Origin of the sequence: Streptomyces sp. NPDC048278 (genome assembly GCF_040652195.1) — a bacterium.
In the GTDB taxonomy this organism is placed as follows: domain Bacteria; phylum Actinomycetota; class Actinomycetes; order Streptomycetales; family Streptomycetaceae; genus Streptomyces.
On the sequence record NZ_JBEZLP010000009.1, the window covers coordinates 37,042 to 62,100 of the forward strand.

At 73.4% G+C, this 25,059-nt stretch carries 18 protein-coding genes and 1 riboswitch; of the genes, 12 read left to right on the top strand and 6 right to left on the bottom strand.

Annotation, left to right across the window (positions count from 1 at the left end; translation table 11 throughout):
- Positions 1-4: 4 nt before the first annotated feature.
- Positions 5-1,843: a M1 family aminopeptidase gene (locus tag AB0D74_RS17895; RefSeq protein ID WP_362586989.1), complete on the top strand. Its 1,839-nt coding sequence runs from the start codon at positions 5-7 to the stop codon at positions 1,841-1,843.
- Between the two features lie 81 nt (positions 1,844-1,924).
- On the opposite strand, the gene AB0D74_RS17900 is transcribed toward AB0D74_RS17895, so the two are convergent.
- The 5 genes from AB0D74_RS17900 to AB0D74_RS17920 form a co-directional block, all read right to left on the bottom strand.
- Positions 1,925-4,294 (bottom strand): SpoIIE family protein phosphatase, encoded by a 2,370-nt coding sequence (locus AB0D74_RS17900; protein ID WP_362586992.1) that lies wholly within the window; start codon positions 4,292-4,294, stop codon positions 1,925-1,927.
- A 196-nt stretch (positions 4,295-4,490) separates the two neighbouring features.
- The gene (locus tag AB0D74_RS17905; RefSeq protein WP_362586995.1) at positions 4,491-6,323 is read right to left on the bottom strand and encodes an alkaline phosphatase family protein; all 1,833 of its coding nucleotides are present in this window, start codon (positions 6,321-6,323) and stop codon (positions 4,491-4,493) included.
- Between the two features lie 197 nt (positions 6,324-6,520).
- Positions 6,521-7,759 (bottom strand): iron uptake transporter deferrochelatase/peroxidase subunit, encoded by a 1,239-nt coding sequence (gene efeB / locus AB0D74_RS17910; RefSeq protein WP_362586998.1) that lies wholly within the window; start codon positions 7,757-7,759, stop codon positions 6,521-6,523.
- Complete coding sequence (locus AB0D74_RS17915) at positions 7,756-8,952, bottom strand: EfeM/EfeO family lipoprotein (RefSeq protein ID WP_362587001.1); 1,197 nt, start codon at positions 8,950-8,952, stop codon at positions 7,756-7,758. Before AB0D74_RS17915 ends, efeB begins: the two co-directional genes overlap by 4 nt.
- A gap of 131 nt (positions 8,953-9,083) precedes the next feature.
- A complete protein-coding gene (locus AB0D74_RS17920) occupies positions 9,084-10,133 on the bottom strand; it encodes an amidohydrolase family protein (RefSeq protein ID WP_362587004.1) in 1,050 nt (349 codons plus the stop codon).
- A 147-nt stretch (positions 10,134-10,280) separates the two neighbouring features.
- Here AB0D74_RS17920 and AB0D74_RS17925 point away from each other — a divergent pair, with 147 nt between their 5' ends.
- The 3 genes from AB0D74_RS17925 to AB0D74_RS17935 are packed head-to-tail and all read left to right on the top strand — an operon-like array spanning position 10,281 to position 13,799.
- Positions 10,281-11,897, top strand: a complete 1,617-nt coding sequence (locus AB0D74_RS17925; protein ID WP_362587601.1) for a bifunctional 3-(3-hydroxy-phenyl)propionate/3-hydroxycinnamic acid hydroxylase — start codon at positions 10,281-10,283, stop codon at positions 11,895-11,897.
- A gap of 34 nt (positions 11,898-11,931) precedes the next feature.
- Positions 11,932-12,795: an alpha/beta fold hydrolase gene (locus tag AB0D74_RS17930; RefSeq protein WP_362587604.1), complete on the top strand. Its 864-nt coding sequence runs from the start codon at positions 11,932-11,934 to the stop codon at positions 12,793-12,795.
- The gene (locus tag AB0D74_RS17935; RefSeq protein WP_362587007.1) at positions 12,792-13,799 is read left to right on the top strand and encodes a VOC family protein; all 1,008 of its coding nucleotides are present in this window, start codon (positions 12,792-12,794) and stop codon (positions 13,797-13,799) included. The genes AB0D74_RS17930 and AB0D74_RS17935 overlap by 4 nt, the downstream gene beginning before the upstream one ends.
- A gap of 27 nt (positions 13,800-13,826) precedes the next feature.
- Here the strand turns inward: AB0D74_RS17935 and AB0D74_RS17940 are convergent, their stop codons facing one another.
- Positions 13,827-14,741 carry a LysR family transcriptional regulator gene (locus AB0D74_RS17940; protein ID WP_362587010.1) on the bottom strand — a complete coding sequence of 305 codons (915 nt, stop codon included), beginning with the start codon at positions 14,739-14,741 and terminating at the stop codon, positions 13,827-13,829.
- Positions 14,742-15,171: 430 nt separating this feature from the next.
- Here AB0D74_RS17940 and AB0D74_RS17945 point away from each other — a divergent pair, with 430 nt between their 5' ends.
- The 8 genes from AB0D74_RS17945 to AB0D74_RS17980 all read left to right on the top strand — a co-directional run bounded on the left by AB0D74_RS17945 (position 15,172) and on the right by AB0D74_RS17980 (position 25,056).
- Positions 15,172-18,261 carry a crotonase/enoyl-CoA hydratase family protein gene (locus tag AB0D74_RS17945; RefSeq protein WP_362587013.1) on the top strand — a complete coding sequence of 1,030 codons (3,090 nt, stop codon included), beginning with the start codon at positions 15,172-15,174 and terminating at the stop codon, positions 18,259-18,261.
- A gap of 32 nt (positions 18,262-18,293) precedes the next feature.
- The gene (locus AB0D74_RS17950) at positions 18,294-19,466 is read left to right on the top strand and encodes a thiolase family protein (RefSeq protein ID WP_362587016.1); all 1,173 of its coding nucleotides are present in this window, start codon (positions 18,294-18,296) and stop codon (positions 19,464-19,466) included.
- Between the two features lie 57 nt (positions 19,467-19,523).
- Positions 19,524-19,943 (top strand): OB-fold domain-containing protein, encoded by a 420-nt coding sequence (locus AB0D74_RS17955; protein ID WP_362587019.1) that lies wholly within the window; start codon positions 19,524-19,526, stop codon positions 19,941-19,943.
- A gap of 23 nt (positions 19,944-19,966) precedes the next feature.
- The gene (locus tag AB0D74_RS17960) at positions 19,967-21,451 is read left to right on the top strand and encodes an aldehyde dehydrogenase family protein (protein ID WP_362587022.1); all 1,485 of its coding nucleotides are present in this window, start codon (positions 19,967-19,969) and stop codon (positions 21,449-21,451) included.
- Positions 21,452-21,474: 23 nt separating this feature from the next.
- Positions 21,475-22,560 carry an NAD(P)-dependent alcohol dehydrogenase gene (locus AB0D74_RS17965; RefSeq protein WP_362587025.1) on the top strand — a complete coding sequence of 362 codons (1,086 nt, stop codon included), beginning with the start codon at positions 21,475-21,477 and terminating at the stop codon, positions 22,558-22,560.
- 181 nt (positions 22,561-22,741) lie between these two features.
- Positions 22,742-23,797 carry an enoyl-CoA hydratase/isomerase family protein gene (locus AB0D74_RS17970; protein WP_362587028.1) on the top strand — a complete coding sequence of 352 codons (1,056 nt, stop codon included), beginning with the start codon at positions 22,742-22,744 and terminating at the stop codon, positions 23,795-23,797.
- Positions 23,798-23,878: 81 nt separating this feature from the next.
- A riboswitch (cobalamin riboswitch) is annotated at positions 23,879-24,020 on the top strand.
- A 36-nt stretch (positions 24,021-24,056) separates the two neighbouring features.
- Positions 24,057-24,278, top strand: a complete 222-nt coding sequence (locus tag AB0D74_RS17975; RefSeq protein ID WP_362587031.1) for a CbtB-domain containing protein — start codon at positions 24,057-24,059, stop codon at positions 24,276-24,278.
- A gap of 22 nt (positions 24,279-24,300) precedes the next feature.
- On the top strand, positions 24,301-25,056 hold the full coding sequence (locus AB0D74_RS17980; RefSeq protein ID WP_362587034.1) for a CbtA family protein: 756 nt from the start codon (positions 24,301-24,303) through the stop codon (positions 25,054-25,056).
- The last annotated feature ends 3 nt before the right edge of the window (positions 25,057-25,059 follow it).

Below are 25,059 nucleotides of genomic sequence, written 5' to 3' on the forward strand. Positions count from 1 at the left end.
TCGTGTGAGATCGACCCCCCACAAGGCCTTCGCCACCAGTGCGCTGGCCATCGCGGCGCTCGCCGCGGCCCTGCTCCCCGGCAGCACGGCGTCGGCCGCCGACCAGGCGGCCTGCACCCCCGCCCAGGTCGTCACCAACGGCGGCTTCGAGAGCGGCACATCACCCTGGACCCAGTCCTCGACCAGCGTGATCACCAGCCGCTCCGGCCAGTCCGCCCACGGCGGAGCCGGCTTCGCCTGGCTGGACGGCACCGGCTCCACCCACACCGACACGCTCTCGCAGAGCGTCAGCATCCCCTCCGGATGCGCCGCGACGCTCACCTTCTGGCTGCACGTCGACACCGCCGAGACGACCTCGTCGACGGCGTACGACAAGCTCACGGCGAAGATCGGCAGCACCACGCTGGCGACGTACTCCAACCTGGACAAGAACACCGGGTTCGTGAAGAAGTCGTTCGACGTCTCCGCGTTCGCCGGGCAGACCGTGACCGTCGCCTTCACCGGAACCGAGGACTCCAGCCTCCAGACCAGCTTCGTCGTCGACGACGTCGCCCTGGACACCTCGGCCGCCACCACCCCGGGCGACACCACCCGCACCCCGGCCTCGCCGTCGTACACCGTCAGCCTGACCAGCAACACCGCGGGCACCGGCTGGACCGGCCACGAGAGCGTGACCTTCACCAACGCCTCCGCGACCGCGCTCAGCGAGATCTACCTGCGGCTGTGGGACAACTACCACGGCACCTGCTCGGCCCCGCCGATCACCGTCAGCAACGTCACCGGCGGCACCGCGGGCGCGCTCTCGGTCGCCTGCACGGCGCTGCAGATCGCCCTGCCGACACCGCTGGCCCAGGGCCAGAGCACCACGATCGGCTTCGACCTGGGCATCACCGTACCCAGCGGCGCCGACCGCTTCGGCTACGACGGCGCCTTCAGCATGATCGGCAACGCGCTGCCCGTGCTCGCGGTCCGGGACGGCTCCGGCTGGCACCTGGACCCGTACACCAACAACGGCGAGTCCTTCTACTCCCTGGCCGCCGACTTCAAGGTGACCCTGGACCACCCCACCAGCCTGCTGGTCCCGGCGACCGGCACCTCCGTCGACACCCCCGGCACCAGCGGCCGTACCGTCACCACCGCGACCGCCACCAAGGTCCGTGACTTCGCCTGGGCGGCCGGGCCGTTCAGCAAGATCTCCGGCACCTCCCCGGGCGGGGTGCCGATCAACATCTACTCGGTGTCGGGCATCAGCTCCTCCAGTGCCCAGTCCATGCTCACCACCGCCAAGTCCGCGGTCGACGCCCACGCCGGCCGCTTCGGGGCCTACCCGTACGGCGAGCTGGACGCCGTCATCGACAACAACTTCTGGTTCGGCGGCATGGAGTACCCGGGCTTCGTCCTCGACCTGGTCAGCACCACCGCGCTCACCCACGAGATCGGCCACCAGTGGTGGTACGGCATCGTCGGCGACGACGAGTACAACAGCCCCTGGCTGGACGAGGCGTTCACGGACTACGCCACCGACCTGGCGCAGGGCCTGTCCGGCACCAACTGCTGGAACAGCGTGTCCTGGGCCTCGTCGGCGGAGAAGATCACCAACTCGATGGCCTACTGGGACGCCCACTCCTCCCGCTACTCCACCGTCGTCTACGGCTACGGCAAGTGCGCCCTGCACGACCTGCGCCGCTTGATCGGCGACACCGCCATGACCAACCTCCTGAAGAGCTACGCCAGTTCGCACTGGTACGGCGTCTCGACCACCGCCGAGTTCAAGGCGGCGGCCCAGGCGGCCACCAGCACCGACCTGACGTCGTTCTGGACCACCCACCGCATCGACGGCTGACCCAGCTCCGGCCCGCCGGGCCGGGGTGCACGCGCGGGACGGCCGCAGGCACAGGCCGCCCCGCGCGTGAGTCCGCCCGGGTCAGGGGATGGCCAGTTCGGCCCAGATGGTCTTCCCGGAGCCGGTGTAGCGGGTGCCCCAGCGCTGCGACATCTGGGCGACGAGGAACAGGCCGCGTCCCCCCTCGTCGTCCCGGCGGGCCCGCCGCAGGTGCGGTGCCGTGTGCGCGTTGTCGGAGACCTCGCACAGCAGGCTGCGGTCCCTGATCAGCCTCAGCAGCACGGGCCCGGTGGCGTACCGGATGCTGTTGGTGACCAGCTCGCTCACCACCAGCTCCGCGGTGAACGCCAGGTCGGACAGGCCCCAGGTCTCCAGCTGGCGCTCGGTGTCCGTGCGCGCCCGCGCCACCATCGCCGGGTCGGGCGGCAGCTCCAGGTCCGCCACCTGCCCGGCGTCCAGCCGCCGCGTGCGGACCAGCAGCAGCGTCGCGTCGTCCGCCTGCGGCCCGGGCGGCAGGGTCGACAGCGCCCGGTCGCACAGCTCCTCCAGCGGGCACCGCTGCCAGGTCAGCACATGGGCGAGACGGTCGATACCGCTGTCGATGTCGGTGCGCCGGTCCTCCACCACCCCGTCGGTGAAGAACGCCACCACGCTGCCGTCGGGCAGGCTCAGCTCGACGTTCTCGTAGGGCAGGCTGCCCAGCCCCAGGGGCGGCCCCGGCGCCAGCGCGGACAGCGCCACCGAGCCGTTCGCGTCGGCCACGATCGGCGGGGGATGGCCCGCGCTCGCCCAGACACAGCGACCGCTCACCGGGTCGTAGATCGCGTACAGGCAGGTCACCCCGAGCGCCTCGTCGCCCAGCCCGTCGTCCGCGTGGGGTTCGGAGTCCTGCGCGACCAGCCCGTCGAGTCGGGTCAGCAGCTCCGCCGGGTCGAGGTCCAGCAGGGCCAGGGTCCGTACGGTGGCGCGCAGCCTGCCCATGGTCGCGGCGGCGTGCACACCGTGGCCGACCACGTCACCGACGGTCAGCCCCACCCGGGCCCCGGAGAGCGGGATCAGGTCGAACCAGTCGCCGCCCACGCCCACCCGGCTGTCCGCGGGCAGGTACCGGTACGCCACGTCGACCGCGCTCTGCTCGGGCAGGTGCCGCGGCAGCAGGCTCCGCTGCAGCACCAGGGCCGCGGCGTGCTGGCTGGTGTACCGGCGGGCGTTGTCGATGCCGACGGCGGCCCGCTCGGTCAGCTCCACCGCGAGGGTCTGCTCCTCGGGCCCGAAGGGGTCGGGGTTGCTGCTGCGCCGGAACGTGGCGAGGCCGAGGACCGCGTCCCGGGCGAGCAGCGGGACGAACAGGCTGGAGCGCCGGCCGGCCGGAGCGGGCTCGTCCGGTGACCCGGGCGGGACGGCGTCGACGACGGGGCGGCTGGTGGCCAGGCTGAGTGCCTGCGGCGACGACGGCGGGTAGGAGACGGGACTGGTCCGGAACTCCTCCGGGGTGCGGCCGTGCATCCGCAGCAGGCTGTGCCCCGGCGCCGAACCCGTCGGCGGCTGCCGGCCCTCGATGACCGCCGGCGGCAGGTCCACCAGCACCTCGTCGGCCAGCTGCGGCACCGCCACGTCGGCGAGCTCCGCGGCCGTGCGGCGCACGTCCAGCGAGGCGCCGATGCGCTTGCCCGCCCGCACGAGCAGCGACAGCCGTTCCTGGGCGCGGTAGCGGTCGGTGATGTCCAGGGACTCCTCGAACAGCCCCAGCGGCTCGCCACGGGCGTCCAGCAGCCGGTGGTACGAGCAGGACCAGACGTGCTCGCGCACCGGGTCGGCGGGGGCCCGGCCCCGGTAGTGCATGCCCATGATCGGTTCGCCCGTCGTGAGCACGTGCTCCATGATCTGGTCCTCGTCCGGGGGGTGGTGGCGGGAGATGAACTCGCCCTCCGGGAAGAGGTCCGCGGCCGGCCGCCCGACGTACTGGGCGACCCCCGCGAGCTCCAGGTCGGTGGAGACGTTCCCCCAGACCACCCGCATGTCGGTGTCGAAGATCGTCAGGCCCACGGAGGACTCGGTGGCCAGCCCCTGCAACATGGCCAGCTGCGCCTCCCAGCCGCGCAGCGCCTCCAGCTCCGCCGCGACCACGACGGTCGCGGCCACGCCCTGGGAGGTGAGCGGGCTGAAGGCCACGGCCGCGCGCAGGGTGCGCCCGTCCCGGCAGGCCAGGTCCAGGACCGTGCTGCGGGGCCGGTGGGCCGTGCAGAGCGAGGAGTGCCGCTGTCCCGGAGTCGCCAGCAGCAGGGCCGCCGGCCGGTCGAGCACGTCCTCGGCCGGATGCCCGAGGAGGCGCTGGGCCGAGGGGCCCCAGCCCGAGATGCGGCCGTCGGCGTCCAGCACCGCGGTCGCGGCCTTGGTGAGGTCAAGAGGACTGTGGAAATCGACGTCGGCCGCGTTCGGAAAACGATCCATGGGCACCGCTTCCCTCCGTGCTCCCTCAGCATCCCGTGCCGCAGGACGGACGACAACCGCACACCCGGCCGCACCCTCCTCACCTGCCGCGCCCGTCCCGGCACCCTGCCCGGCGGGTACCGGTGCGAGCGCGGAAACGCCGCTCGGCACGGTCCGGGGAGGAGGACCGTGCCGAGCGGGTCGGGGCGGGGTGGGGTCAGGCGGCGGTGCGCTGCCTGCGGCGGAGCGACAGGTACGTGCCCGTGGCGCCGGCGGCGACCAGGGCGCCCGCACCGAGGCCGACCGGAAGCGCCGGGAACGGGCCGGAGCCGGTCGTGGCGGCCGTGTTCACCATCGCCGGGCCCGGCGTGATGTGCGTGCTCACCGCGGCCACGTGGTGGATCGGCCTGACGGACTTGACGGAGCCGTTCGCGTTCAGCAGCACCTGCTTGTTGTTGGGGTGCCTGAAGTCGAACATGTTGGTCAGCGTGCCCGCGGTCGCGTCGAAGGAGTGGTCGCCGACCCGGCCGGTGCGCCAGTTGTCCTCGATGAAGCGGGTGATGGAGGACTGGTCGGTCTGGGTGTGGTCGACCTTGTTCACCTTGCTGTACGGCGAGATGACCAGCAGCGGCTGCCGGGTGCCGGGACCGCAGCGGTCGGCGTACCCGCCGGTCGCGGCCGGGCCGGACTGGCAGGCGGCACTGTCCAGGGCCTTACCGTTGGAGCCGACCGTGGTGTCCTTGGAGCCGTTGCGGGGCTTGGCGTAGGCGTGGTCGTACCAGCCGTCGGAGTCGTCGTAGGCGATGACGATCGCGGTGGACTTCCACTGCGGCGAGCTCTGGATGGTGTTGATCTCGTTGACGAGGAAGTGCTGCTCGTCGGTCGGGTCGGAGTAGCCCGCGTGACCGTCCTGGTACTCGCCGGCCTTGAGGAAGCTGACGGCCGGGAGCTTGCCCGCCTTGGCCGCCGCGGTGAAGTCGGTCAGGTCGTAGTTGTGGTTCGCCTGGCCGTTGTGGCCGATCTCGTTGACGTTCTTCGGCGCCACGTGGTGCGGGTTGGACGTCGACTTGTAGTACGAGAACGGGTTGTGGTGCGGGCTGTAGTCGACCACGGAGGCGCCGCCGACGTTGGTGTGCGTGGTGTCGCACTTGGCGTAGGAGCCGGACGTGCCGTTGTAGGCCGTCGACGGGCGGAAGCCGCCCTGGAACCAGCCCCACGTGACCTTCTTGGAGTTGAGCAGGTCACCGATGTTCTTGCCCTGCAGGGACGCCAGCGCGCTGGTGCTGGTGTGGTCCTTGTCGGAGCAGTCGTCGAAGGCCGGGTCGGGGTCGTTGACGACCGTGCCGACGCCCTTCGCGTTCGGGGAGGCGATGGCGTACGAGTCCGGCGTCGACGTCTGCTTGCCGGTGACCGAGTCCACCGAGATCGCGCCGTGCGTCTGACCCGAGATCAGGTTGAGCGCGCCGGGCGTGGACGGGCCGTAGACCGAGCTGTAGGAGCGGTCGTTCAGCGCGTACTGCTGGGCGTAGTTCCACAGACCGGTGACGGTGTTGCCGTCGTAGTAGTCCATGACCAGGCCCGGCTCGCCGAACAGGCCGCCGGAGCACTTGTCGACCTCGGTGTTCTGCACGAACTGGTCGGCCTTGCCGCCGTCGTAGGCCAGCTGCTCGGGCCCGTAGGAGTGGTTCTGGTCGCAGGTCATCGCCTGCGCCGGGGTGAGCCGCTTGGGCGCGTACTGGTTCGGGTTCTTCGTCAGCAGCCCGGCGTGCGCGACGGTGTCGACGTCCTTCGGGGTCTTCTTGGACGCCGTGAACTTCGTGCCGTCGGTGTTCGCGGCCTTCGGGTAGGTCGCGAAGTAGTGGTCGAAGGAGATGTTCTCGTCGAACAGCACGACCACGTGCTTGATCGGGGTCGCGGTCGACGAGCCGCCGCCGTGTCCGGCGGGTACGGCGGCCCAGCTGGGCGCGGTGCTCCCGAGGACCGTGAGCGCGGCGGCCCCCGCGAGGGCGCCGAGGCTCCTCATCGCCGTTCGTCTTCCTGTGCTGGCCATGCTGGTTCCCCTCCGGGCATGAACGTCACTGCGTCGTACCTGCGTCGTACAGGCAGGGATGCTTCGCCCGCTTCCGGGCGCTCCGGCGGAGCCATGATGGCGGGTGAATGAACACCGGGTCAGGGATGCTGGGGCAAACCTTGACTGTGTATTGACCGTTCGGGCTACGGATTTGCCGGGGAGTTGTTCGGACAAGCTCAGGTGAGGAGAGCGCGTCCGTACCAGTCGTCGTGGTCCCGTACCCCGGGCAGGGCGAAGAAGTAGCCGCCGCCGAACGGCGAGATGTAGTCGACCAGCGGCTCCCCGGCCAGCCGCTTCTGCACGGTCTCGAACTGCCGGGCCAGGTCCTGCTGGTAGCAGCAGAACAGCAGGCCCATGTCGAGGTTGCCGTTGCTGTCCATGCCCCGGTCGTAGTTGTACGCACGGCGCAGCAGCCGCTGGTCGGCGGTGGCCGTGGTGCGCGGGTTGGCCAGCCGGATGTGCGCGTCCAGGGGGATGACGTCGCCCTTGGGATCGTCGGCGTAATCGGGCGTGTCGTGCTCGGCGTTGCCGTCCAGGGGCGCCCCGGACTCGCGGGAGCGGCCGAACATCCGCTCCTGCTCGCTGAGCGAGACCCGGTCCCAGAACTCCACCAGCATGCGGATCAGCCGCACCACCTGGTAGCTGCCGCCGACCGCCCAACCCGGTTCCCCGGAGTCCTTGCCGACCCAGATCAGCCGGTCCATCTCCCGGGCGCTGCCGGTCTCCGGGTTGGCGGTGCCGTCCTTGAAGCCGAGCAGGTTGCGTGGGGTGCCGGTGGGGCGGGGCGGGCTGGAGAAGCCGTCCAGCCGCCAGCGGACCTGCATGCCGCCCCGGGTGTGCCGGGCGATGTCGCGCAGTGCGTGCAGCACGGTGTCGGTGTCGTCCGCGTGCAACTGCAAACTGAGGTCGCCGTGGCACCACTCGGGGCGCAGGTCGTCGTCCGGGAACGCCGGCATCGTCGTCAGCCGGCGCGGTCTCAGTTTCCCGAGCCCGTACCGGTCGTCGAAGAGCGAGCCGCCGACGCCGACGGTCACCGCCAGCGCACCGGAGGGCAGTTGCTCGCCGAGGACGCCCGAGTCGGCGGGCGGGCCGGTGACCCCGACCGGGTCCGGGGTGCCGCCGGAGGTCAGGAAGCGGGCGCGGTCGGTGAGCGTGCGCAGCAGCTCGGTCAGCTCGGTGCGGCTCCCGGCGGTGACGTCGAAGGAGGTGAACACGCTCGTCCGGCGGGGCGCGGCGATGGCCGACTGCTGGCGGGCGCCGTGGAAGGGAGCGATCGCGGACGTGGCGGCGTCCGCGGTGTCCGTGCCGGGGGCCGCCGCGCCGCCCGCGGCCAGTCCGGCGCCCGCGAGGGCCGCGCCGCGCAGGAACCCGCGGCGGCCCACCCCGACCTTGCCGGCCGTCTCGTGCGCGCTCATACCGTCCTCCGCGGGTCGCACAGGGTCGCCACCGACGCCAGCCGCTCCACCAGGTCGCCGAGGACCGCGTCGACGTCCTCGCGCTGCCGGTGACCGAGCTTGCCGAGCGGGGTCCAGGTGCCGTCGTGGCCGAAGCCGTCGAGTGTCGTACCGGCCCGCTTCAACTCGCTCTCCAGACCGGCGAGATCCGCGTACCGGGTGGCGAGCAGCGGGTGCAGCCGGGACATGACCTGCACCGTGCCGTCCAGGTTGGCGCGGGCGGTGGCGAGGTTGCTGCCGCTGCCGTAGTCGGTACGGCCGGTCAGCTCGAACTGCACCGTGTTCTCCAGGATCTCGTGCGCCCGCAGCCCCAGCTGGGCGGGGTCCATCCGGGCCTGCGCCCAGTCGTCGCGCAGTGCGGTGACCGCCTTCACCAGGTCGGCGGCCGGGCCGCGCAGTCCTGCGGCGGACTCGCCGTGCCACAGGCCGTACTCGATCCGGTGGAAGCCGGTGAAGTCCTTGTCGTGCACCCCGCCGGCCAGCCCCGCGTCCGTGCCGTTGATCGCGCCGTCGGCGTCGCCGAAGGCGTCGTACGCGGCGCCCAGCCGCTCGTACTCCAGGTGCGCGGGGAGCCAGGCGGTGCGGGCGGCGGCGAGGTCGCCGCGGTCGACCGCGTCCCGCAGGGCGGTCGTCAGCCGTACGACGTCGGACAGGCCGCCGCCGACCCACTTCTGGTAGGCGAGCGCCGGCGGGATCAGGTCGTGCTCGGTGACCGGGGCCGCGGCCGGGCCGCTGCTGCCGCCGGCGATCCGGACGGTCGGTCCGGTGACGGCGTCAGCGTCGTCGGGCACGCACTTGAACGCGTACGCGCCCTTGCCGAGCCGGACGGTCAGCTCCCGGGTGGTACCGGGCCCGATGTCCTCCACCTCGCCGTACACGGCCTGGCTCTTCGGGTCCTCCAGGAGGACCTCGGCGGCCCCGTCGGTCGGGTTGTGCAGGTCGAAGACCTGGACACCGGAGACCGGCGCGCTCCAGCCCCGGCCGCAGCGGCTGGCGGACACCTCGACGGTCGTGTGCGGCAGCGCGGCCGGGTCGGCGTGCGCGGGGCGTGAGTCGTGCGTGAGCGCCAGAACTCCGGCCACCAGGCACACGACGGCGACACCGACGACCGTCCAGGGACGCAACGACCTCCAGTTGAGGCCGGACAACACCATCCCGAGCTCCCGGGGGTTCGTACCGTTCGTGATCGCCTCATGTTAGGCAGCCCTTTGTACTCGAACGGCCGTCCAGGGAAACCCATGACCAAGAGTTCCCTGCCGGTTCACCGGACCTCCTCGGGAGCCGCTCAGTCGGTGCCGGGCTGGACCAGCCGGAAGAGGGCGCGGGCACCGGCCCGCCGCACGGACCGCCGCAGCCGTGCCGGGAGCGGGCGGGCGGCGGGAGCCGGGAGGGGGGCGCCGGCCAGCCGCGGGAAGAGCGCCTCGGCGCTGCCGCGGTCGACCGCGGCGCGGGTGCCGGCGTCGACCCCGCTGTCCAGGCCGTGGGCGAAGTACTGGCCGGCCGCGGCCGGCGCGAACGGCCAGTCGCTGCCGAACAGGACGTGCCCGGGCCGGGCGAAGGCGAGCAGCGTGGGCAGTGCGGCCGGGCTGGAGGAGAGCGCGGTGTCGAAGTAGAAGCCGCGGAGGTCCTCCAGGACGTCCAGCGGGCTGCGCCCGGTGCCGGCCGCGAGGGCGACGGCCATGCGGTGCGAGGCGTACGGCACGAAGCCGCCCGCGTGACCGAGGACGAACCGGATGCGCGGGTACCGGCGCACGACGCCGTTGCGTACCAGGAGGTAGGCGGCGCGGGTGGTGTCGAGGAGGAAGTCGGCGGCGAACGGCGGGATCCCCGTCACGGCCGGCCCGGGCAGCTCGGCCGGGTGGACGAACGCGACGGCGCCGTGCGCGTCCAGGACCCGCCACAGGGCGTCCTGGCCGTCGGCCCCGAGGTAGTGGCCGCCGGTGTTGGCGAGCAGGGTCACGCCGTCGGCGCCGAGCCCGGCGAGCGACCGCTCGGCCTCCCGGGCCGCCGCGGCGGTGTCCGGCAGCGGCAGGGTGGCGAACCAGCCGAAGCGGCCGGGGTGTTCGGCGGCGAGCGCGGCGGAGAACTCGTTCAGCCGCCGGGCCATGGCGCCGGCCTCGCCGGGGTCGGCGAGGAACCCGGTGCCCGGCGTGGAGACGGACAGGATCGCCGTCTCGGTGCCGAGCAGGTCCATCAGCTCCAGCGCCGCCCCGGCACTCCACTCGGGCAGGGCCCGGCCGCCCGCCTCGCCGATCCCGTGCCCGGCGAGGGCGTCCCGGTAGAAGGGCGGGACCAGGTGTTGATGGACGTCGATCCGGCGAGGTGCGCTGGTCATGGGACTGCCTTTCCCCTTGTGACGGCGCTTGACCGCCCTCTGACGGCCTGCTTACCGTAGCGTCTGCTCCAATTGGAGCAGACGCTACAGCAATGAGCCGCGACGGGAGCGACACGAGGTGGCCCGGTGAGCAGTGAGAAGAGCGCCGTGAACAGAGCCGACGACAGATCCGACGACGGAGCCGACGACGGAGCCGACGACAGTGAGTACGACGTGGCGGTGATCGGCTACGGGCCCACGGGGGTGACCGCCGCGAACCTGCTGGGCGGGCTGGGCCTCAGGGTCGTGGTGGTGGAGCGGGACGCCGAGGTCTTCTCCCGGGCGCGGGCGATCTCCACGGACGAGGAGGTCATCCGGATCTGGCAGCGGACCGGTCTTGCCGAGCGGCTGAAGGCGGACATGCTCGCCGGGCGCCCGCTGGACTTCGTCGACGCGCGCGGCCGTACCCTCCTCAGCGCCGATCCCGCCCCGCGCGGCCACGGCCACCCCTCGCAGATGTTCGTCTACCAGCCCGCGCTGGAGCAGGTGCTGCGCGAGGGAGCCGACCGCTATCCGGACGTGGAGGTGCTGCTGCGGCACGAGTGCCTGCGGCTGCGGCAGGACACGGAGGGCGTCGAGCTGACGGTGGCCGGCGCCGACGACTCGGTACGACGCCTGCGCGCACGGTACGCCATCGCCGCCGACGGCGGTTCCAGCCTCACCCGCGCCCAGCTCAACGTGGGGTACGAGGGACGGACGTACGAGGACCGCTGGGTGGTCGTCGACACGGAGATGCTCAAGCCGTGGCCCGACCACGACCGGCTGCGGTTCCGCTGCGACCCGCAGCGCCCGGCGGTGGACTGCCCGACCCCCCTGGGGCACCACCGCTGGGAGTTCCCGGTCCTGCCCGGTGACGACGAGAAGCACCTGACCACGCACGACGCGATCCACGCGATGGTGTCCCGGTACGGCATCGGCCGGGACCGGATCAGGATCCTGCGGGCGACCGTCTACAGCCACCACGTCCGCTTCGCCGCCCGGTTCCGGGTGGGCAGGGTCTTCCTCGCCGGGGACGCCGCGCACGCGATGCCGCCGTGGATCGGGCAGGGCATGGCGGCGGGGGTGCGGGACGCGGCGAACCTGTGCTGGAAGCTGGCCGCGGTGCTGCGCGGCGAACTGCCCGAGAGTCTGCTCGACTCCTACGAGGCCGAACGCAAGCCGCACGTGAAGGAGGTGACCCGGCGGGCGGTGCTCGTCGGCCGGCTCATCACCGAACGCCGGCTCCCGGTGGCCCGGGCCCGCAACGGCGTGCTGCGCGCGATCCGCCCGGTGCCGGGGCTCACCGCCCGGCTGGTGGACGCCAACTGGATACCGGTCGCGTCCTACGCGAAGGGCTTCCAGGCCCGCCCCCGTACCAGGGCCTCGGGGCGGCAGATCCCGCAGCCCCGGGTGACCGGCGCCGACGGGGAGCGGGTCCGCCTGGACGACGTGCTCGCCGGCCGCTGGCTGCTGCTGCACCTCGGCCTGCCCCGCCCACAGCCCGCCTGGGAACGGGCCGGTGTGCCCTCGCTGGCCGTCCTGCCGGCGGACTCACGTCCGGCCGAAGGCGCGGTCGTGGACAGCGACGGCGTGCTGCTGCCCTGGCTGGCGGAGCACGGCGTGACCACGCTCGCCCTGCGCCCCGACGCCTACGTCTACGCCGCCGCGCCCGCCGGTGCCCGACTCCCCCCACCACCGGCCGGGTTCGCCCCCGCGTCACGCTCCGCCGCCGTCTCCGCCCAGTGAGGACCACCCCATGACCACCCCCATGAGCACCCCCATGACCGCGCACCGACAGCCGCCGTCGATGCACGAGTCCCTGCTCGACGTCGCGGGCAAGAAGATCTTCGTCGCCGAGACCGGCGAGGGGCCGCCCGTCCTCCTCCTGCACGGCGGCGGCCCCGGCGCCTCGGGAGTCTCCAACTACAGCCGCAACATCGCCGAACTGGCCAAGGAGTACCGGGTCGTCGTGCCCGACCTGCCCGGCTACGGCCGCAGCACCAAGGGCGTCGACAGGAGCGACCCGTTCGGCCACCTCGCCGACCACATCCGGGGCGTGCTGGACCGACTCGGCCTGGACCGGGCCCACCTGGTCGGCAACTCCTACGGCGGTGCCTGCGCGCTGCGCCTGGCCCTGGACACCCCCGACCGGGTCGACCGCATGGTCCTGATGGGCCCCGGCGGCATCGGCACCACCCGCGCCCTGCCCACCCCCGGCCTCAACAGCCTCCTCGGCTACTACACGGGGGAGGGGCCTTCGCGGCTCAAGCTGGAGAAGTTCATCCGCACCCACCTCGTCTTCAACGCGGCCGAGGTGCCCGACTCGGTCATCGACTCCCGCTACCGGGACAGCATCGACCCCGAGGTCGTGGCGGCGCCGCCGCTGACGCGTCCGAAGTCCCTGCGCGCCCTGTGGAAGACGGACTTCACCCGCGACAGGCGCCTGGCGCGGCTGCCCGTGTCCACCCTGGTGCTGTGGGGCGCCGCCGACAAGGTCAACCGGCCCGCCGGGGCCCTGATGCTGGCCGACCGCCTGCCCGACTGCGACCTCTACCTGGTGGCCAACACCGGGCACTGGGTGCAGTGGGAGCGCGCCGACCTGTTCAACGGCCTGTGCGCGGACTTCCTGGCAGGCCGCCGATGACCGCGCGTCCGGACGTCTTCGGCTCCGTACGCCTCGGTCACCTGGTCATCGAGACGAACAGGTTCACCGACTGGCGCCGGTTCGGCACCGACGCCATCGGCCTGCACCACGACGACCTCTCCCGCGACCTGATGCGGTTCCGGCTCGACGACCACGCATGCCGGTTCCTCCTGCGGCGCGGTCCCGCCGAGGACGTCGTCGCCATGGGCTGGCACCTCGACGACCACACCACCTTCGAGCGGATCGAGGCCCGGGTCCGCGCCCACGGCGTCCCCGCGGTGGCGGGCACGGCCGAGGAGGCGGGACTGCGCGGCGTCGAGCGACTGCTGCGCTTCCCCGGTCCCAAGGGCATCACCCAGGAGATCTGCACCACCCCCGTCCTCGCCACGGACCCGCTGACGATGCTCGCGTCCGGGTGGGTCACCGGCGACCCGGGGATGGGCCACGTCGCCCTCACCTCGACCAGGCCCGCCCTGACGCGCGGCTACTTCAGCACCGTCTTCGACGCCCGTCTCACCGACCACATCGACGAGACCATCAGCGGCGTCAAGCTCAGGATCCGCTTCCTGAGGGTCAACGAACGCCACCACTCCATCGCCGTCGCCGCCGTCCGCGGCCTGCCCGTCGACCCCGTCCGCACCCGCGTCCAGCACCTCAACATCCAGTGCCAGAGCCTCGACGACCTCGCCCGCAGCTACCGACGCGTCCACGAACTCGGCTTCGACATGGCCCTGTCCATCGGCCAGCACACCAACGACAGGGAGCTCTCCTACTACGCCCGCACCCCCTCGGGCTTCGAGTGGGAGGTCGGCTGGAACCCGGTCGTCGTCGACGAGGCCACCTGGGAACCCGGCACCCACCAGGGCATCAGCGTCTGGGGCCACACCCCGGTCGGCCAGACCGTCATCGACAGGCTCGACCGGTTCCGCCTCGGCGCCCGCTCCCTGCTCCACCGGGAGAAGACCGTCCCCGCGCTCAGCGGCGCCAAGACCCCCGACGGCTGAGGTACCGAGCACCGAGCCGACGCCCTGTCACAGGGCCGTCGGGGTCTCGCCGTACCGCTCCCGCAGTGCCGTCAGGGTCTTCCGCAGCCCCGGCACCACCCGTTCCGGGGCCGCCCGCCACGCGATCCCGACCCGCAGGGCCAGCCCCGGTTCGTCGAGCGGCACCAGGCGGAAGGCGGGGGAGTCGAAGACCCGCGAGGTGGGCAGGTCCTCGCCGAGGACGGTGAGGGTCAGGGCGCCGGTGCGCAGGACGTGGGCGGCGATCTGCACGACGTCGTTGTGCGGGAGAGCCACCAGCCGTGTGACGCCGGCCGCCAGCAGCGCCGACCTGTGCTCGCCCATCACCGACGGGTGCACCTTGGCCGAGGTCATCAGCACCTGGCGGTGGCGCAGGTCCCGCAGGGTCAGCGAGGTCCGGTCGGCGAACTCGTCGTCCGCCGGCATCGCCACGCCGAGCCGGCCGCGGGCGATGACCAGGCTCTCCAGGTCGGTCCTGCCGAGCGGGAGATGGACCACGGCGAGGTCGACGCGGCCGGCGGCGAGCTGGTCGAGGAGCTCCGCCGAGGAGGCGAGCGTGACCGGCAGTTCGACCTGCGGGGCCGCCTCCCGGTAGACGGCGAGCACCGTGTCCAGCACCTTCGGCGGGGTCAGCGGAGCCGCGCCGACCCGGCAGCAGGGGGCGTCCGGGAGGTCGCGGGCGAGGTCCCGCAGGCCGTCGAAGTCCCGTACCACCTCCCGTGCCCGCCCCTGGAAGAGCTCACCGAAGGGCGTCAGCCCGACGTGGTGGTGCTCCCGGACGAACAGGTCGCGGCCCAGCTCGTGCTCCAGCTCCCGGATCCGGCGGCTCAGCGGCGACGCGGTCACGTGCAGGCGCTCGGCGGCCCGGCCGAAGTGCAGTTCGTCGGCGACGGCCAGGAAGTAGCGCAGCTGCTGGATGTCCACCAGGCCAGTAGATCACCGTCCCGTGGCCGCCTCCGGAAGCCGGTGACGTTGCCGCTGCGGACACGTGGACGTCAGCGAAACGGACGTGTACAGGCACGCTCGGCCCGGGCCAGGCTGAGGACACGGAAACGCGGAGTTCACACGGCCGACACCCGGCCGCCGCAGCTCTCCGACGCGCGCCGGTGCGGGTGTTCCCGCCCCGCACCCCAGGCCCGACCCCCTTCGCCCCCGGCCACGGGTGGGTCCGCCCTGCCCGCGTCGGGGCGGTGCGGCGCCGGCCGGCCAGGCCCGGAGGTGAGTGATGACCGAGGCAGCGCCCCCACAGGCAACCGAGGCGACGTCCTTGCAGGGAACGGAGGCGGCGCCCTCGCGGGGAACCGAGGCGGCGCCCTCGCAGGGGCCTGACGCGGCGCCCTTGCACGGAGTCCGCGTGGTCGACACCACGGACGGACGCGGTGAGGGGGCCGGCCGTTTCCTGGCCGCCCTCGGCGCCGACGTCGTCCTGGTGGAGCCGCCGGACGGCGCCCGTGCCCGCCGCCGGGCCCCGCTGCACCAGGGCACCAGCCTCTACTTCGCCGTCCGCAACGCGGGCAAGCGCGGTGTCACCCTCGACGCCGCCACCGAGCACGGCAGGCGCGACCTGCTCGCCCTCCTCGACACGGCGGACATCTGGATCGAGTCCGGGCGCCCCGGCCTCCCCGGCCTCGACTACGACACCGTCGCGGCCCGCAACCCGCGCCTCGTGCTGGTCACCGTCGGCGACTTCGGGCTGACGGGCCCCTACGCCGGATTCGCCGCCACCGACGCCGTGCACGCGGCCTTCAGCGGTCTGCTGTCCCGCTCCGGGCTGCCCGGCCGGCCGCCGCTGCCGCCGCCCGCGTCGATCGTGACCGAGGCCGCGTACCTCCAGGCCGCCTGGGTCGCGCTGCTCGCCCACCACAACAGCCTGCGCACGGGCCACGGCGACCACATCGACTTCTCGGTGCACGAGGCCGTCACCCAGCTCCTCGACCCGGGCTTCGGCATGGGCGGCTCCGCCACCGGCGGCAGGCGGGCCGCCGACTGGCCGCCGGGCCGGCCGTCCGCCGGGCACCTGTACCCGATCTTCCGGTGCGCCGACGGCAGGGTCCGCATCTGCGTGCTCAGCACCCGGCAGTGGCGGGGCATGCGCGCCTGGCTCGGCGAGCCGGAGGAGTTCGCCGACCCGCGCTACGACGACATCGCCGTCCGCTTCCAGGAGGCCGAGCGCATCCAGGCCCGGATCGCCGCCCACTTCCGGGACCGCACCCGGGACGAACTCGTCGGCGAGGGCCAGGAACACGGGGTGCCCGTCGCCGCCGTACTGACCCCTGGCGAGGCCCTGCGCGCCGGGCACTACCTGGCGCGCGGCGCCCTCGCGGACCTCGAAGTCGCCCCCGGGCTCACCACCCGGGTGCCCACGGGATTCCTGGAGGTCGACGGCGTCCGGGCGGGCGCGTCGCGCAGGGCACCCCTGCCGGGCGAGCACAACGCCGAGGTGTCCGCCGAGACCCGGGCCGCGCCCGCCTCCGCTCCCGCCTCTGCTGTCGCTGCCGCTTCCGCCGCTCCCGAGCGCACCCATCCGCTGACCGGCCTCCGCGTCCTCGACCTTGGGGTCATCGTCGCCGGGGCCGAGCTGGGCCGGCTGCTCGCCGACCACGGCGCCGACGTGATCAAGGTGGAGAACCGGGCCTTCCCGGACGGCGGGCGCCAGTCCATGACCGGTGAGGTCGTCACCGCGTCGGCGGCCTGGGGCCACCGCAACAAGCGCAGCCTGGGCCTGAACCTGCGCGACCCGGAGGGCGCCGCCCTCTTCAAGCGGCTGGCCGCCGACGCCGACGTCGTGCTGTCCAACTTCAAGCCCGGCACCCTCGAAGCCCTCGGCCTCGGCCCCGACGTCCTCCTTGCCCTCAACCCCCGCCTGGTCGTCGCCGACAGCAGCGCCTTCGGCGCGAGCGGCCCGTGGAGCCGCCGCATGGGATACGGCCCCCTGGTCCGCGCCTCGACCGGGCTGAGCGAGCTGTGGAGCTACCCCGGCGACCCGGACGGCCACAGCGACTCGGTGACCATCTACCCCGACCACGTGGTGGGCCGGGTCGGCGCGGCGGCCGTCGTCGCGCAGCTGGTCCGGCGCCGCCGCACCGGCCGCGGCGGCACGGTCGGCATCGCCCAGGCGGAGATCATCCTGGACGCGCTGGCGGAACACCTGGCGGGCGAGTGGCTCGACCTCGGCTCGCCGCAGGCGGCTTCGGACGGGGTGTACGCCTGCGCGGGCGACGACCAGTGGTGCGTGATCGGCGTACGGGACGACACCGACCGCGCGCGCCTGCGGGCCGTCGTCGCGGGCGAGGACATCGCCTCCTGGACCGCGGTCCGCAGCCCGCGCGAGGTCACCGGACTCCTCCAGGCGGCCGGCGTCCCGGCCGCACCCATGCTCCGCGTCCCCGAACTCCTCACCGACCCGCAGCTCCGGGCCCGGGACTTCTTCGCGGAGCTGCGGCAGCCGACCCTCCCCGAGCCGCTGCCCGCCGAGGCCCGCCCGGCCCGCTCCCGCCACCTCGCCGACCCGCCGCAGCGCCCCGCGCCGCTGCCCGCCGAACACACCCGGGAGATCGCCCGCGACCTGCTCGGCCTGACCGACGAAGACACCGACAAGCTCGTCGCCCGAGGGGTGCTCGAGACCAGCGAGGAGATCCCGACCGTGAGTTCCCCGGCCCTCTCCCCGGCCGTCCTCGTGGAACGCCGTGGCCATGTCCTCCTGATCACCCTCAACCGGCCCGAGGCCCGCAACGCCGTCAACGCGGCCGTCGCCGTCGGCGTCGGCGAGGCGCTGGCGGAGGCCGACCGCGACCCGGAGATCCGCGCCGTCGTCATCACGGGCGCCGGCGACAAGGCGTTCTGCGCGGGCGCCGACCTCAAGGCGGTGGCCCGGGGCGAGGACATCATGCCGCCCCGGACGAAGGACTGGGGGTTCGCCGGATACGTCAGCCACCACATCGGCAAGCCCACCATCGCGGCCGTACGCGGCTTCGCCCTCGGCGGCGGCACCGAGATCGCCCTGGCCAGCGACCTCGTCGTGGCGGCCGAGGACGCCTCCTTCGGACTCCCGGAGGTGAAGCGGGGGATCATCGCGGGCGCGGGCGGCGCCTTCCGGCTCGCCGCCCAGCTGCCGCCCAAGGTCGCCATGGAACTCCTGCTGACCGGCGACACCCTGGACGCGCCGGCCGCCCGCGACCTCGGCCTGGTCAACCGGGTCGTCCCCGCCGACCGGGTCCTCGGCGAGGCCCTCGCCCTCGCCGACCGCATCGCCGCCAACGCCCCCCTCGCCGTCCAGGCCAGCAAGCGCATCGCCCGCGGCATCACCACCGGGCGCGTCGAGGCCGAACAGGCCGCCTGGGAGCGCACGCACCAGGAGGGCCGGGCCGTCATGACCTCCCAGGACGCGAAGGAAGGCCCCCGTGCCTTCGCCGAGAAGCGCGTCCCGGTCTGGCAGTCCCGCTGAACAGCCGCACGAAGAAAGGCAGTTGAACCACCGTGACCACCAACCCCGCCCGCGGCCCGGTCATCGCCGGCCTCGGCATCACGGAACTGGGCAAGGTGTACGACCGCAGCGCCGCCGACTTCGCGGCCGACGCCGTGCGCCGCGCCGCCGCCGACGCCGGCCTCGCCCTCACCGACCTCGACGGGCTGCTCACCAGCAGCGGCGTGACCAGCGGCGTCGGCCTCGCCCTCCAGAAGCAACTCGGCCTGCGCGACCTGAGGTTGCTCTCCGAGATGCAGGCGTACGGCTCCACCGCCGGCGCCATGGTGCAGTACGCGGCGATGGCCGTCCGCGCCGGCATGGCCGAGGCCGTCGCCTGCGTCTTCGCCGACGCTCCCCTGAAGGAGAAGTCCTCGGCGGGCGCGGCCTACGCCGGTGCCCGCAGTCCGCGGGGCTGGGACGGTCTCCTGACCGCCGCCGGCATCGCGGGCGCCAACCCCCTCTACGCCCTGGCCGCCCGCCGCCACATGGACGCCTACGGCACCACCAGCGAACAGCTCGGCCACATCGCGGTGGCCCAGCGGGCCTGGGCGGCGCTGAACCCCCGCGCCCAGTTCCGCGACCCCCTCACGGTCGCGGACCACCAGGCGTCCAGGATGATCGCCGAGCCGTTCCACCTGCTCGACTGCTGCCTGGTCAGCAACGGCGGGATCGCCGTGGTCGTCACGACGGCGGAGCGCGCGGCCCACCTGAGGAGGCCGCCGGTCCACGTGCTCGGCTGGGCCCAGTCGCACCCCGGCCTCCCGATGCACCGCGACAGCGACTTCGGCCTGGTCAGCGGCGCCGCCCAGGCCGGCCCCGCGGCGATGAAGATGGCCGGGATCTCCGTCGGCGACGTGGACGTGGCCGAACTCTACGACTGCTACACCTTCACCGCGCTGCTCACCCTGGAGGACTACGGGTTCTGCGCCAAGGGCGAGGGCGGCGCGCTCGCGGCGAGCGGCGCGCTCGCCCCCGGCGGCCCGCTCCCGGTCAACACGGGCGGCGGGCAGCTCTCCTCCTACTACCTGTGGGGCATGACCCCGCTGTCCGAGGCCGTCCTCCAGACCCGCGGCGAAGCGGGCGAACGCCAGGTGCCCGACCACGACATCGTCCTGGTCAGCGGCAACGGCGGCATCCTCGACCACCACTCGACGCTGGTCCTCAGCCCCCACCCGCACGCCTGACCCATCCGCACGCCCGACCCACCCCCACCCCTGGACCCACCCGCGCCCGGAGCCACCGTGTCCCTGCCCGTCGTCCTTCGCGACCCCGCCACCGAACCCTTCTTCGACGCCACCGCACGCGGCGAACTCCTCGTCCGCCGCTGCACCGCCTGCGGCACGCACGCCGCGCCCCCGTCCGACGCCTGCCCCCGCTGCCGGAACGTCACGGCCACCTGGGAACCGGCCGCCGGCACCGGAACCGTCGTGTCCTGGACCGTCGTGCACGGCCGCACCCCCGGGGCGGAGCAGGTCGTCGCACTGGTCGAACTCACCGAGGGCCCCTGGCTGTACGCGGCCCTGCGCGGCCTGCGGCCCGGTGAGCGCCCCCGGTCCGGCCTGCCCGTCACCGTCGCCTTCGAACGCCCCGAGGGCGGTGAGGCGGTCCCCGTCTTCACCCCCGCGGTCCTCACCTCCGCCGTCCTCGCGCCCGCCGTCTGAGCCGCAGCAAGAAAGGCACCGCCATGAGCAGCACCCCGCCGCTTCCCGTGGACCCGTCCGCCGCCCGCCAGCGGGAACTCCTCGACGCCCAGCGGGCCGCGTTCCTCGCCGAGGGCCCGCCGGACCTGGACGTACGGCTCGACCGCATCGACCGGCTCGTGGCCTGCGTCCTCGAGCACGCCGACGAACTCTGCGCCGCCCTCGACGCCGACTTCGGCTCCCGCCCGCTGCTCGCCAACCTGGTGAGCGACGTCGTCGGCGCCGTCCCGGCCCTGCACGAGGTCCGGGCGAACCTGGCCGAGTGGATGCGGGACGAGGAACTCCCCGGCTCCGCCGAGGCCGGGACACCGGCGTTCGTGCAGATCCGGCCCAAGGGCGTGGTCGGGGTGATCGGGCCGTGGAACTTCCCGGTCACCCTCGTCGTCCAGCCCGCGATCGAGGCGCTGGCCGCGGGCAACCGGGTGATGATCAAGGTGTCGGAGGTGACCGAGCGGACGGCCGAGGTCCTCGCCCGGGCGGTCGCGTCCCGCCTGACCCCGGAGGAGGTGACGGTCGTCCGCGGCGGAGTCGCCACCGCCGCGGCGTTCTCCGCGCTCCCCTTCGACCACCTCATCTTCACCGGCTCCCCGGCGGTCGGCGCCCGGGTGGCCGAAGCGGCCGGGCGCAACCTGGTGCCGGTGACGCTGGAACTGGGCGGAAAGAACCCGGTCGTACTCGGCTCCGACGCGGATCTCGCCCTGGCCGCCGAACGCGTGGGCGGCATGCGGCTGATGAACGGCGGTCAGATCTGCCTCTGCCCGGACTACGTCTTCGTCCCCCGGGAGCGGACCGACGCCTTCCTCGCCCACTACGAGGACGCCGTCCGGGCGCACTTCCCGACCTGGCTCGACCACCCGGACGTGGTCTCCGTCGTCGACGACCGCAACTTCGACCGGGTGACCGGCCTGGTCGCCGACGCCGCGGCCAAGGGCGCACGGGTGCGGACCATCGTCCCGCCGGAGGAGGCCGACCGGCTCCCGAGCCGCAAGGGACGCCGGATCGCGCCCACCGTGCTGCTGGACGTCACCGAGGACATGGCGATCGCGTCGGAGGAGATCTTCGGGCCGGTGCTCGCGGTGTACCCGTACGACGAACTCGACGAGGTCGTCACGTACGTCAACACCCGCCCGAGCCCGCTGGCCGCCTACTTCTTCGGCTCCGACGGACCGGAGTTCCGGGAGTTCGTCCGGCGCACCGCCTCGGGCGGCGTCTCCCGCAACGACCTCGCCGTCCACTGGGGCGTGCCGGGCGCGCCGTCGGGCGGCATCGGACGCAGCGGCATGGGCGCCTACCACGGGAGGACCGGCTTCCTGACCTTCAGCCACCGCCGGACCGTCGCCGCGAGCACGGCACCCACCGGCCTCGCCCAGAACCTCCTGCCCCCGGCCGGCGAGACCGAAGCGGCGGCCCTGCGCGGCTTCGTCGCCGCGACCCTCACCGACATCCGCACCCGCGCCACCCGCGCCTGACCCACCGCGCCCCGGAGGACACCATGCGCACCCAGGCCGCCGTCTCGTACGGCCCCGGCACCGGCTTCACCCTCGAGGACGTGGACATCGCCGACCCGCGCCCCGACGAGATCCTGGTCCGCCTCACCGCCACCGGCATCTGCCACACCGACCTGGTCACCAAGGCCGCACTGCCGCAGGGCGTACCCGCCGTGTACGGCCACGAGGGCGCCGGCGTGGTGGAGGCGGCCGGCGCCGACGTCAACGGCGTGCGGCCCGGCGACCGGGTCGTCCTCAGCTACAACAGCTGCGGCACGTGCGCCCGTTGCCGGGCCGGACGGCGGGCGTACTGCGAGCGGTTCGCCGCCCTGAACAACGCGGGCCGCCGCCCGGACGGCAGCCCGACGCTCACCCGGGGAGGGGACGCCGTCTGGTCCTCCTTCTTCGGCCAGTCCAGCTTCGCCCGGCACGCCGTCGCCACCCGCGAGAACGTCGTCGTGGTCCCGGCGGACACCGACCTCGTGACCGCCGCGCCCATGGGCTGCGGCTTCCAGACGGGCGCCGGATCGGTGGTCAACGTGCTGCGGCCCGAACCGGACTCCAGCCTGGTCGTGTTCGGGGCCGGCGGGGTCGGCCTGGCGGCGGTGATGGCCGCCGCCGCCCTCGGCACCGGCACCGTCGTCGCCGTGGACCTGGTGGAGCGCCGGCGCCGGCTCGCCAAGGAACTGGGCGCCACCCACACGCTCGACGGCGCGAGCCCGGATCTCGTCGAGCACATCAGGGACCTCACCGCGGGCGGTGCCTCGCACGCCTTCGACACCACCGGAGCGGCCCCGGTGGTCCGCGCCGCCGCCCGCGCTCTGGCACCCCTGGGTTCCCTGGTCGTCGTCGGCCTCGGCACGGCGGACCTCGGTCTCGACACGCTGGACCTCATCGGCGGCGGCAAGACGATCCGGGGCAGCATCGAGGGCGACGCGAACCCGCAGGACTTCGTCCCCCTCCTCCTGGACTGGCGGGCAGCGGGCCGTTTCCCCGCCGAACGACTCGTCACCGCCTTCCCGTTCACGGCGATCGACGAAGCGGTCGCACGGATGAAGGACGACGTGGTCAAACCGGTGCTGACCTTCTGACCCGCCGCCGCGACCGAGGTCCGGGACGCCCTGCGACGGGTCGACGCGTCGACGGGTCGGTGAGCCGCGGACGCGACGGACGGGGGAAGATCGTCCCTGACCCACGCGACCACCCGCTTCTGGAAGGAACCGACGAGATCATGCGCCTCATCGTGGCCGGCGGCCCGGCGGAGGTGTCCGGATGACCGGCGCCGAGGAACACGTCCTGCTGCACGTCGACGGACGGGCCGGGCACATCACGCTCAACCGGCCGAAGGCCATCAACGCGCTGTCGCACGCCATGGTGCGCCGCATCGACGAGGCGCTCACGGAGTGGGAGCACGACCCCGCCGTGCAGACCGTCGTCGTCACCGGTGCGGGGGAGCGCGGTCTGTGCGCGGGCGGGGACATCCGCGCCGTCCACGACGACGCCAGGGACGGCGACGGGTCGGCGGCAGCCGCGTTCTGGCGGGACGAGTACCGGCTCAACGCCCGTATCGCCCGGTACCCGAAGCCGTACGTCGCGCTCATGGACGGCATCGTGATGGGCGGCGGGGTCGGTGTCTCGGCGCACGGCAGCGTCCGGATCGCCACCGAGCGGTCGCGGATCGCCATGCCGGAGACCGGGATCGGCTTCGTCCCCGACGTCGGCGGCACCTACCTGCTCGGCCGCGCGCCCGGCGAACTCGGCACCCATCTCGCCCTGACCGGCGCTTCGATCGGCGCCGCCGACGCCGTGCTCTGCGGACTCGCCGACCACTGCCTCCCGGCCGGCACGGTCCCCGCGTTCGTCGCCGACCTCGCCGCCCTGCCGGTACCCGAGGCGCTCGCCCGGCGCGTACGGCAGGCGCCCGAGGGGGAGTTGGCCGGACACCGGGCGTGGATCGACGCCTGCTACGCGGCCGGCACCGTCGAGGAGATCGTCCGGCGGCTGCTCGCGCACGGCGACCCGGCGGCGAAGGAGACGGCGGACACCCTGCTCACCAGGTCACCCACCGCCCTGAAGGTCACGCTCGCGGCCCTGCGCCGGGCCCGCGAACTCGGCTCGCTGGAACGGGTCCTGGACCAGGAGTACCGCGTCTCCTGCGCGACCCTCGCGACCCACGACCTGGTGGAGGGCATCCGCGCCCAGGTCGTCGACAAGGACCGCACCCCGCGCTGGTCCCCGGCCACCCTCGCCGAGGTCACCGACGCCGACGTCGACCGCTTCTTCGCCCCGCTCGGCGCACGCGAACTCGGCCTTGCGCCACCCGCCTGAGCCGCCCGCCTGAGCCGCTCCCGCCCACCGCCCATCAGGCGCGAGACGAAGATCACGCCTGGTGGTGCGGTCTTGGCCGTTTCTTTGCCAGGCGGTACGGTCGGTCCGATATCGATGACGGCGAGACGGAAGCCGGTGGGAGTCCGGCACGGTCGCGCCACTGTATGCGAGAGCCCCAGGGCCTCTCGTGAGTCAGACCCGTGGCCGTCGTCCTGTGCACCACCGAGATGGGACGCGAACTCCCAGAGGAGGTTCTGCCATGGCGCAGACCGTCGCTCAGCCGACAGCCACCACCCCCGTCGTCCCCGCCAAGCTGCCGCTGTCCGCGATAGCTCCCTGGGCGGTCTTCTTCGGCATCCTGATGCTCGTCCTGCTCTACTTCGTCGGCGCCGAGCAGGGCGCCACCTCCGTGGTCAGCGGCACGGACGTCCACGAGTGGGTGCACGACGCCCGCCATCTCCTCGGCTTCCCCTGCCACTGACCCGAGGGGCACCGAACACATCATGAACTCCGCAACCGTAAGAAACCTCCTGGTGCGGGGCATGCTCGCCGGTCTCGTCGCCGGCGTGCTCGCCCTGGTGGTCGCCTACCTCCTCGGTGAGCCGAGCGTCGACAAGGCGATCAGCTTCGAGGACGCCCACTCGCACGAGCACGAGATGGAGGTCGTCTCCCGCTCCCTGCAGTCCACCGCCGGCCTCGCCACCGGTGTCCTCGTCTACGGGGTCGCCTTCGGCGGCATCGCCGCCCTCGCCTACTGTTTCGCCCTCGGCCGCGTCGGCCGCTTCTCGCCGCGGGCGACGGCACTGCTGCTGTCCGGCTGCGCCCTGGTCGCCGTGTACGTGGTGCCGTTCCTGAAGTACCCGGCCAACCCGCCGTCGGTGGGCGACCCGGACACCATCGGCAAGCGGACCACGCTCTACTTCCTGATGATGCTGCTCAGCGTGCTCCTCGCGGTCGCCGCCACCATCCTCGGCAAGCGGCTCCAGCCGCGGTTGGGCACATGGTGGGCGGCCGTCCTCGCGGTGGCCGCGTTCGCCGTCGTCATCGGACTCGCCTACCAGTTCCTGCCGGTCATCAACGAGGTGCCCGCGGACTTCCCGGCCACCCTGCTGTGGCGGTTCCGGCTCTCGGCGCTCACCATCCAGGTGGTGCTGTGGGGCGGATTCGGCCTGCTGTTCGGCGAGTTGGCCGAACGCGTCCTCCACCCGAAGCCGGCGAAGGCACCGACCGCCGCGCGCACGGTGCCCGCTCCCCACTGACCG

Bases quoted from the DNA above. Each gene is read 5' to 3' on its own strand.
- AB0D74_RS17900 (WP_362586992.1), bottom strand. From the start codon at position 4,294: ATGGATCGTTTTCCGAACGCGGCCGACGTCGATTTCCACAGTCCTCTT.
- AB0D74_RS17905 (WP_362586995.1), bottom strand. From the start codon at position 6,323: ATGGCCAGCACAGGAAGACGAACGGCGATGAGGAGCCTCGGCGCCCTC.
- efeB (WP_362586998.1), bottom strand. From the start codon at position 7,759: ATGAGCGCGCACGAGACGGCCGGCAAGGTCGGGGTGGGCCGCCGCGGG.
- AB0D74_RS17915 (WP_362587001.1), bottom strand. From the start codon at position 8,952: ATGGTGTTGTCCGGCCTCAACTGGAGGTCGTTGCGTCCCTGGACGGTC.
- AB0D74_RS17920 (WP_362587004.1), bottom strand. From the start codon at position 10,133: ATGACCAGCGCACCTCGCCGGATCGACGTCCATCAACACCTGGTCCCG.
- AB0D74_RS17930 (WP_362587604.1), top strand. From the start codon at position 11,932: ATGACCGCGCACCGACAGCCGCCGTCGATGCACGAGTCCCTGCTCGAC.
- AB0D74_RS17935 (WP_362587007.1), top strand. From the start codon at position 12,792: ATGACCGCGCGTCCGGACGTCTTCGGCTCCGTACGCCTCGGTCACCTG.
- AB0D74_RS17960 (WP_362587022.1), top strand. From the start codon at position 19,967: ATGAGCAGCACCCCGCCGCTTCCCGTGGACCCGTCCGCCGCCCGCCAG.
- AB0D74_RS17965 (WP_362587025.1), top strand. From the start codon at position 21,475: ATGCGCACCCAGGCCGCCGTCTCGTACGGCCCCGGCACCGGCTTCACC.
- AB0D74_RS17970 (WP_362587028.1), top strand. From the start codon at position 22,742: ATGACCGGCGCCGAGGAACACGTCCTGCTGCACGTCGACGGACGGGCC.
- AB0D74_RS17975 (WP_362587031.1), top strand. From the start codon at position 24,057: ATGGCGCAGACCGTCGCTCAGCCGACAGCCACCACCCCCGTCGTCCCC.
- AB0D74_RS17980 (WP_362587034.1), top strand. From the start codon at position 24,301: ATGAACTCCGCAACCGTAAGAAACCTCCTGGTGCGGGGCATGCTCGCC.